This is a genomic window from Cysteiniphilum halobium (assembly GCF_003574425.1).
GTDB lineage: Bacteria > Pseudomonadota > Gammaproteobacteria > Francisellales > Francisellaceae > Caedibacter > Caedibacter halobius.
The window spans coordinates 58,257-66,732 of sequence record NZ_QLIU01000014.1; the positions used below are offsets into that span (position 1 = coordinate 58,257).

Sequence of the window (8,476 nt, forward strand, 5' to 3'; positions counted from 1 at the left end):
AGGAATATGATCATAGCCTAAAAAAACGATAACAATAAAAAAGGGGCGTTACACCCCTTTTTTATTGTTTATGTATGTGGATAACTAATGATTACATCATCCCAGGCATGCCGCCCATTCCGCCCATGCCACCCATTCCAGCAGCAGCTGCAGCATCAGCTTTATCATCTTTGATCTCACCAACCATTGCCTCTGTTGTAATCATAAGACCAGCAACAGATGCCGCATGTTGTAATGCTGAGCGTGTTACTTTCGTTGGATCTAAGATACCCATCTCGATCATATCACCATAGGTATCATTTGCTGCGTTATAACCATAGCTACCATCTTTAGCACGTACGTTATTAACAACAACAGAAGCTTCACCACCGGCGTTTTTAACGATCTGACGTAAAGGTGCTTCCATTGCGCGACGCATTAATGCAATACCGTGATCCTGATCTTCATTGTCACCTTTTAGCTTTTCAAGAGCAGCTTGTGCACGAAGTAGTGCAACACCACCACCGGCAACAACACCTTCTTCAACTGCAGCGCGCGTTGCATGAAGCGCATCATCAACACGGTCTTTTTTCTCTTTCATTTCAACTTCAGTTACCGCCCCTACACGAATTACAGCAACACCGCCTGCTAATTTAGCCAAACGCTCTTGCAGTTTCTCACGATCATAGTCAGAGGTTGACTCCTCAATTTGCTTTTTGATCTGCGCAACACGTGCTTCGATATTGCCTTTTTGACCAGCCCCATCGATAACTGTTGTATCATCTTTAGTGATTTGCACGCGTGAAGCCGTACCTAAATGCTCAGTCGTTGCTTTTTCTAGTGTCAAACCAACTTCTTCAGCAATAACTGTAGCGCCGGTTAGGATAGCGATATCTTCTAGCATTGCCTTACGACGATCACCAAAACCAGGTGCCTTAACTGCAGCCACTTTAACGATACCACGGATATTATTAACAACTAATGTTGCTAATGCTTCACCTTCAACATCTTCAGCGATAATCAATAATGGCTTACCAGACTTAGCAACACCTTCTAATACCGGTAATAACTCACGGATATTAGAAACTTTCTTATCAACGATTAGAATGTATGGGTTCTCAAGCTCAGCCGTCATATTCTCTTGGTTAGTTGCAAAATAAGGAGACAAATAACCACGGTCAAATTGCATACCTTCAACAACATCTAACTCATCTTCAAAGCCTTTACCTTCCTCAACAGTGATGACACCTTCGGAGCCAACTTTAGCCATTGCCTTGGCAATCAACGCACCAACAGTTGCATCAGTGTTTGCCGAGATTGTACCGACTTGTTCAATCGCTTTGTTATCAGCACATGGCTTAGAAAGTGCTTTTAGAGCATCAACTGCTTTGATCGTTGCTTTATCGATACCGCGCTTAAGATCCATAGGGTTCATACCAGCAGCTACTGCTTTTAAACCATCTGTTAATAAAGCTTGTGCTAGAACAGTTGCCGTTGTTGTACCATCACCTGCGATATCAGCAGTTTTTGAGGCAACTTCTTTAACCATTTGCGCACCCATGTTGGCAAACTTATCTTTTAATTCGATTTCTTTAGCAACAGATACACCATCTTTAGTGATTGCAGGAGCGCCAAATGACTTCTCAAGTACCACATTGCGTCCTTTAGGACCTAAAGTTACTTTTACTGCGTTAGCTAATGTATTAACACCATCTAGCATACGTGTACGAGCGTCATCTGAAAACATTACTTCTTTAGCGGCCATGTTTCTTTCCTCTTAAATTTGTTTTGTTTATTTTTAATTAAAAATTTTGCTTTTAAAAATTAATCATATGATTCGATATTATCCTCAGTATTGGGCGTAGACAATACGCCCCTATACAGAAGCCCATCAAGAATGCGATTATTCAATCACACCCATGATATCTTCTTCACGCATCATTAATAGTTCCTCACCATTAACTTTGACTTCATTGCCAGCGTACTTACCAAATAAAACTTTGTCACCCACTTTAACATCAAGTGCACGAACCCCACCGTCTGTTAAAATCTTGCCGTGACCTGCTGCAATAATAGTACCTTGCATTGGTTTTTCCTTAGCACTATCCGTTAAGATAATACCGCCTGCTGATTTTTCTTCTTCTTCAGCGCGACGAACCAATACTCTATCATGTAAAGGGCGAATTGCCATATTTAGACTCCTTTTTTTTGACCTATGTTAAACATTAGTTGTTTATTGCAGGCAGAAATATGGTGATAGCAATTTGCATTTCAAGAAAAATTTTTAAAGTTTTTTGATTTATTTTTTAATACCCCAAAAACTGATTATTTTACGATCAAAAATAACCATTTGACCTCACCTAGTCTGATTCACTATTTGAATAAAATTTACTCACATTCAACATTCAACATTCAACATTCAACATTCAACATTCAACATTCAACATTCAACATTCAACATTATTATAAAATCTCACCATCCAATTGGTAATCTGTTTTTCAACTCGTTTTTGAGTCGATCTTTAACCGCACTTGTACCTGATTCGATTAATAGATTCTGTAATTGGGTATTATCCATTGCAATCACAGGATTACTAAGGCTACCTGTTACATTGAATTTAAGCGGTAACTGAGCTAGTGTTTGACTCACACCACCGGCAGTGACCTTAGCATGATAAAATGTAATATTGGCCGGCATATCAAGATGGATATCACCGGATTGCCAAGCCCAATACCCATGCATAGTAATATCATATGTCTTGGCAGTAAGGTTAAAATTATTACCAAACTTAATATCACTTAAGAGCTTATCTGCAGACATGTCTTTAAGCATTAAACTAAAGCTTGGCGCAATTCGACTGTTATTCGCACTGACAAAATCAACATTCACGGTCTTATCGATATTGGTAATATTAATTTTTGTCGGCGCAGCCGTGAGCCACGGTTGTGTTGAAAGATTGCTTGCTTTGACATTTAACTGTAAAGCATCATTATAGTGAATATTATTGACCATAAGCTTAGCAATCATCAAGGTTGGTGTCTTTTCAACCAAATGCAATGCCTGTCTTTGTGCATACTGATAAACTGGTATGGCTTCGCTATTTTCTGTACTGATCGGTTTATCTTCCTTCGCAGCAGGCTCAGGCGCTAGCCATTTAATTACACGCATAACCTTGGCTAAGTTATCATAGTATTCATTGGCATTGTTAATGTAATGACGCACATCAAAATGTTTTGTTTTATTACTTTGACTTCCCTGATCCGTCATATCGCTTGTTTTTGATTTATCTTTAGCAATAGTCATACTACCGCTTTGTGAGCTTGTAGCAGTATATAATGAAGCTTTGTTTTGACGCTTAACATGCATTAATACGCTATCAACAACCACATTGCTAAGCTCAATACGTTTTGCCAATAATGCACTCATGTTGACTTTAGCACTAAGCTCCTTGGCATAAAAACGATTCTCAAATAAGTTATCAGGATTAGCAAAAGCCAAGTCTTTAATCACTAGTTTACCATTTAAAGCCTCAATATTAAGTTTACCAATATCAACCGTTGCATCATTTACTTTGGTTAGCTGAGTTAACAGAATATTTTTAACAACTTGTGATTGCAAAAAACTACTCATGACAAACAGCAAAATAACGATCACAACTGTCACAATCACTCCCCACCAGCGAAATGGATGCTTAAGCTTCTTATCACGCAATTTGACCCAATCAATTTTATGGGCTGATTTGCCAAACACTGCCCATGAGACAATTTTAATCGATCGCTTGTTAATGATTCTGGCATAGCTTTCTTTTTCAGTCTGTAATGCTGCCATTTTTGTTTTAATGTTTTTGGCAAATCTGGCCAACACAAAGCCCAGAATTAGACCAAGGATAATCGAAAGCACGAAGCTGCCAGACACCAGATAATAATCAAACCCGGCATATGCCAACACCGGGGCATTAATCATCCATTTAAAAAATGGTTGTAAGAATCCATCTAACAGCCAAGTCCCCAGATGATAAGAAAGGAATTCTAAAACAAAAGATAAAATTTCAGCAATAGCAAAAACAATCGCTGCTACCACTAAATTGACGTTTAATAATAGCAAAAGCAAAATCACCACAAGATAGATCAGTGGTGCATATTGGAATCCGGGCATAAACCCCAATGCAAAACCAAACAATGCCGCTAAAAAAAGCTGCATCGGATTAGATTGTCCCGTAATAATAGCCATGAGTTTTTTGATAAATTTCATCGTGATATCCTTTCTAAATCGACTCTCAAACAAACTGTAGTCGAAAAAACACATTCGCTCAAGCCCTGCTACACCTTATGATAAAAGTACGTAACTCCCGTTAGTAAATCTTTACTGTGTAATCGTTGACTGATATGTGTAATCGTTAGCTAATATATGCAATCGTTGGCTGAGCATTAGTCGAAGCCACTTTTCACGCCCCCTTCGACCTCGCTCAGGATACAGGCAACATTTTTTTGCTATTTCATTGTTAATACAGGTTTTCATAGCCCCTATAGCAATCTCTCGTTATAATGCAGCCAACTTGAATTTCGCTAAGAGAAGGGCTTCACTGTTTTATGGGTTTCATACACTACATTATTGACTTTGTGCTAAACCTAAATGTTCATATGAACACACTGGTCAATACCTTTGGTCTTTGGACCTATGCACTGTTATTTTTAATTATTTTTTGTGAAACAGGTTTAGTCATTATGCCATTTCTGCCCGGTGATTCACTACTATTCGCCGTTGGGATTATTACCGCAACGACCAATTTAAATGTTCATCTAATGGTATTTGTATTGGCATTTGCTGCCATTTTAGGAGATAACGTCAACTATTGGGTGGGACATTTGTTTGGTGAAAAGCTGTTTAAACCCGATGCCAAAATTCTAAAAACCGCTCACCTTGAGAAAACTCATCAGTTTTTTGAGAAGTATGGTGCCAAGGCCATTATTATCGCGCGTTTTGTACCAATTATCCGCACCTTTACCCCATTTGCCGCCGGTATGGGTGAGATGCCCTATCGTCGCTTTATCACCTTAAGTGTTATTGCTGCATTTATTTGGGTTGGATCAATCACTTATCTTGGCTATTTCTTTAGTAATATTCCATTTATGCAGGAAAATTTCAGCTACCTTGTCATTGCCATCATTCTTGTTTCAATCACACCTGCAATTATTGAAATAATAAAAAAACGTCGCTCACTTAAAAAACAAAAAAATAGCTAAGGCCTCGGAGTTTAATCACGATACATTTCATATTTAGCGAACTTCAAAGAAAGCTTATATACCGCTTATACCGCTGAGAAAGCATACACCGTCTGTAAAATATCATCTTGTAACTGTAGTGCTTGTTTTTTTTGTGATGCTAATAAATTACTGATCAATATTGAAAATACATACTGCTGATTATTCTGCGCTATCATATAACCTGATAGTGCCAGCGAGGTTGTCCCTGAACCTGTTTTCGCAAAAACTTTACCTACTAAGTCTTTATTACTACGCCCTTTTAAGGTGCCTGATTGGCCATAAACCGGCAGTGACAATTTGAAAACATCAAAGCTTTTTTGTGCTTGCATTTTATAAAGCAAATCAACAATAAAATCAGCATGTAAGAGATCATTCTCTGACATGCCAGCGCCATCTTCCAACTGAATATTGTCAATATCAAGCGCTAGCGTTTTATGCAAAATCGCAAGCATCGCATTTTTACCACTGACAATACTTCCAGCTTGAAAAGTTTTATAGCCTAAAGTCCTTAATAAACTTTGCGCATAAAGATTATCCGAAGACTTGAGCATATGTTTAAGTAACTTAGACAAATCTGGTGATTTATGCAAACTCAAAAGATGGAGCTCGGCGGGTTTGCCATTAAGCGTTTCGATACTACCTGTAAAACTGATATTGCGTTTTTTAAGCTGCTGTTGCAACACTGCTTCAAACATTGCTCTAGGGTTGGCAATAGCAAATTTAAAGGTAAAATCCCCTTTTGGCAAACACCCCGCTAGAATAAGCTTATTTTGCGCTGTCATACGCGCATTAAACTGACAAGTTTTAAGCATATCATTTGTAGCAGCTAGCAACTTATTATCATAGTTAATTTTCTCGTCACTTAACGCATATACTTTGAAATAATTCCCTTGTGCCTCAAGCCTTAAAATGACTTGATTTTCATTCAAGGTATATGCCGAGCTTTGTGCACCAAATCCAAAAACACTGTCACTTTGACTTTGATTAATTGGATAATTGCGTCCTTCAAACTTCTGATTAATTAAATAAATATTTCCCGCGATCGATTTAATATTATGCCGAGAAAGACTCTGAAGCAATGTTTCCAGTGCTTGAGATGTCAGACTTGGATCGCCTGATAAATCAATATACAAATTATCAATGGCTTTTTTGTTTTTTCTATCATAATAAAGTACTGTTTGATATTGATAGTCTTTCCCCAAGCTTATCAATGTGGCCGCTGCTGTGAGAAGCTTGGTATTACTTGCTGGCATCATGTTTTTTTGACTGTTAAATGCCAATAGTGTATTAGCACTTTTTGCATCAATAACTTTAACCGCTACCAGTGCACTATTTAAATGATGGTTGCTAATTATTTTATTTAATGCTGTCTGTAATTGTGCACTAGCAAAGCTTAGTTGTGTTACTACAATTGATAAAATCGTTGTTAATATGACACGCATGGGTGTACTCCTTATGCTTATACAAAAGAATCCGACTTTAACCACGCATGTAAACGCGCATAAATCGACTCAGCAGATATTGCCACCTCACATGGCGCAAATACATCCTTGGTAATGGGGCAAACCTTCTTCAAACACGGTGAGCACGTCAACTTGGATGAAACATGTGTCACCTGTTTACCTATGGCACCTGTTAACTTCGCCGAAGTTGGGCCATACATGCCAATAACCGGCGCATTACAAGCAGCTGCTAAATGGGATAAACCAGTATCCACAGAGACAATTGCATCACTTTGGCTAAAAAGTTCAGCCAATTGTGTCAAACTCATTTTATCAAGGACTACTGCATTTTGATGACTCTGTGCAATCTCATGTGCTTGATTCTTTTCATTATCATTACCCCATGGTAAAAGCACTTTAATATTGTCATCTACTAATAACTTTGCCAACTGCTGCCAATGCGCTAATGACCAATGTTTACTTGACCAGGTTGTTGCATGTAAGAAAACCACTTGTTTGTGTGCATTGCGTTTATGCCATTGATAAGAAATACCATAATCAATTTCATCCGAAAGCGGATAATTAAACACTTTGGCAAAAAGCGCTTTTACACGTAAAATGGCATGCTGATCTTTGGCTACAGATATTTTGCGCTGATAAAAGAAGCTTGCTGCCGGCTCTCGTGCTGAGTGTTTATCCAAGCCATATTTAACACCTTTAGCACCTCTGGTAATCCAGGCACTTTTTAGTAAGCCTTGCGCATCGATAATATAATCATAATGTTTTGATTTAAGTTTCTTTTTAAAGGCACGAATTTCAGCAAAATATTTAAATATATTCTTACGCCATTTACGCACTTCTACTTCCAATACCTCATCAACAGCTTGATGCCACTTAGGAATTTCAGCAAAAGCTTTTTCAACAACCCAATCAAACACCATCTCAGGCATGTGCTTTTTAGCTTCTGTTAATGCTGGCAGCGTATGCAGCACATCACCTAACGATGATGTTTTCACAACTAAACATCTTTTCATTAATTTCTATAAATCATCATCTGTTTTGTTATTGACGGCCCACATTCTAATGATTTTTAAAAGACAATGCTATGCACCAGTTAAAACATTTTTCGTGCAGTCAATAAATCAAGACAATAACAGGATAGGCCTCTTTGTTTTTATCTGCTCCATCATCTTAAGTTGAATTCTAAAACACGCACAAGTAATTAATTTCCCTTTAATATCTACTTTTTCTCAGCATAAAATTGAACGTGGTTGCCGTATGCAAAAATAAAGACACCTCTGATTTCGAGTACTTAAATTTTCGAGAAAAAGTGTCTACTTGCTACTACAACTCAATCGCTCAGCATAAAGGAAAAGCTTAGCATAAAGGAATAGCTCAGCATACAAGGAAAAACTCAATGATAACTTTCTAAAGAAAATCAATGATAGCTTTCTTAAGCAGAGTTAAGGACGAAACACAATAGAAGGAGTTAAGTCAAATGAATATCAAGAAGAATAAGATACAACTAATATTTTTAGCTCTATCTTTGACATTAAGTGCATGCAGTAGCTCAGGAGGAGCTGATTCTGGTGGTACAATAAGTGGTATTAATATCACTGCCCCCGACCATATAGATACCCACGGGCTAAACCCGTGGTACTTAAGCGGCAAGCCGCTGCATAACTACGTTATGCGTTACAGATCAAGTTCGATCTGACCTGAATCCTCTTGCCCTTGATGCTGTACATATTTCATAATCGTTTCCTCATCCACGCCTACGCTACTTACAA

The 8,476-nt window shown here is 38.0% G+C and carries 6 protein-coding genes; 1 reads left to right on the top strand and 5 read right to left on the bottom strand.

Features of this window, described 5'->3' with window-relative positions; genetic code table 11:
• Positions 1-91: 91 nt before the first annotated feature.
• The 3 genes from groL to DNK85_RS03415 all read right to left on the bottom strand — a co-directional run bounded on the left by groL (position 92) and on the right by DNK85_RS03415 (position 4,231).
• Complete coding sequence (gene groL, locus DNK85_RS03400) at positions 92-1,744, bottom strand: chaperonin GroEL (protein ID WP_119328177.1); 1,653 nt, start codon at positions 1,742-1,744, stop codon at positions 92-94.
• Between the two features lie 138 nt (positions 1,745-1,882).
• Positions 1,883-2,170 carry a co-chaperone GroES gene (locus DNK85_RS03405; protein ID WP_119328178.1) on the bottom strand — a complete coding sequence of 96 codons (288 nt, stop codon included), beginning with the start codon at positions 2,168-2,170 and terminating at the stop codon, positions 1,883-1,885.
• A gap of 282 nt (positions 2,171-2,452) precedes the next feature.
• On the bottom strand, positions 2,453-4,231 hold the full coding sequence (locus DNK85_RS03415; protein WP_162896502.1) for a TIGR03546 family protein: 1,779 nt from the start codon (positions 4,229-4,231) through the stop codon (positions 2,453-2,455).
• A gap of 338 nt (positions 4,232-4,569) precedes the next feature.
• On the opposite strand from DNK85_RS03415, the gene DNK85_RS03420 reads away from it, so the two are divergent.
• On the top strand, positions 4,570-5,223 hold the full coding sequence (locus DNK85_RS03420; protein WP_119328180.1) for a DedA family protein: 654 nt from the start codon (positions 4,570-4,572) through the stop codon (positions 5,221-5,223).
• Between the two features lie 65 nt (positions 5,224-5,288).
• Here DNK85_RS03420 and dacB read toward each other — a convergent pair whose 3' ends face one another.
• Both dacB and waaC read right to left on the bottom strand, forming a co-directional pair.
• A complete protein-coding gene (gene dacB / locus DNK85_RS03425) occupies positions 5,289-6,686 on the bottom strand; it encodes a D-alanyl-D-alanine carboxypeptidase/D-alanyl-D-alanine endopeptidase (protein ID WP_119328181.1) in 1,398 nt (465 codons plus the stop codon).
• Between the two features lie 17 nt (positions 6,687-6,703).
• Complete coding sequence (waaC, locus tag DNK85_RS03430; RefSeq protein ID WP_162896503.1) at positions 6,704-7,702, bottom strand: lipopolysaccharide heptosyltransferase I; 999 nt, start codon at positions 7,700-7,702, stop codon at positions 6,704-6,706.
• Between the last annotated feature and the right edge of the window lie 774 nt (positions 7,703-8,476).

Bases quoted from the DNA above. Each gene is read 5' to 3' on its own strand.
- dacB (WP_119328181.1), bottom strand. From the start codon at position 6,686: ATGCGTGTCATATTAACAACGATTTTATCAATTGTAGTAACACAACTA.
- groL (WP_119328177.1), bottom strand. From the start codon at position 1,744: ATGGCCGCTAAAGAAGTAATGTTTTCAGATGACGCTCGTACACGTATG.
- DNK85_RS03420 (WP_119328180.1), top strand. From the start codon at position 4,570: ATGGGTTTCATACACTACATTATTGACTTTGTGCTAAACCTAAATGTT.
- DNK85_RS03415 (WP_162896502.1), bottom strand. From the start codon at position 4,231: ATGAAATTTATCAAAAAACTCATGGCTATTATTACGGGACAATCTAAT.
- DNK85_RS03405 (WP_119328178.1), bottom strand. From the start codon at position 2,170: ATGGCAATTCGCCCTTTACATGATAGAGTATTGGTTCGTCGCGCTGAA.